Source organism: Staphylococcus pasteuri (assembly GCF_030547725.1).
Taxonomy (GTDB): domain Bacteria; phylum Bacillota; class Bacilli; order Staphylococcales; family Staphylococcaceae; genus Staphylococcus; species Staphylococcus pasteuri.
This window is the reverse complement of sequence record NZ_JAUOQO010000936.1, coordinates 1-237: the sequence shown is the minus strand read 5'-3', so window position 1 is coordinate 237 and position 237 is coordinate 1. Positions and strand designations below refer to the sequence as shown.

The window sequence follows — 237 nt, the reverse complement described above, 5'->3', positions numbered from 1 at the left end:
CGATATTCCAAGTAATGACGGTTTCCGCTATCAAATTATGAGTGAAGGCAATGAACATCTTGCTTACGCTTATATTCTTGGGCGTCAGGAAGGTGTGCCAATGGTATTTAGTGATGCAACTGGTGTTGACGGTGGTCGCTGGGTTGATGACTACAAACAAGATAACTTGAAAGCTATGGTGAAGTTCCACAATGGCGTTCAAGGGGCCGATGAAGAGGTATTGTATACCGACCAGTG

Annotated in this window: 1 protein-coding gene; it reads left to right on the top strand. The window is 44.7% G+C overall.

Features of this window, described 5'->3' with window-relative positions; genetic code table 11:
• Nucleotides 1-37: 37 nt before the first annotated feature.
• Nucleotides 38-237 (top strand): hypothetical protein (locus Q4528_RS15955; RefSeq protein WP_303522736.1); only part of this gene is annotated, 200 nt, incomplete at its 3' end.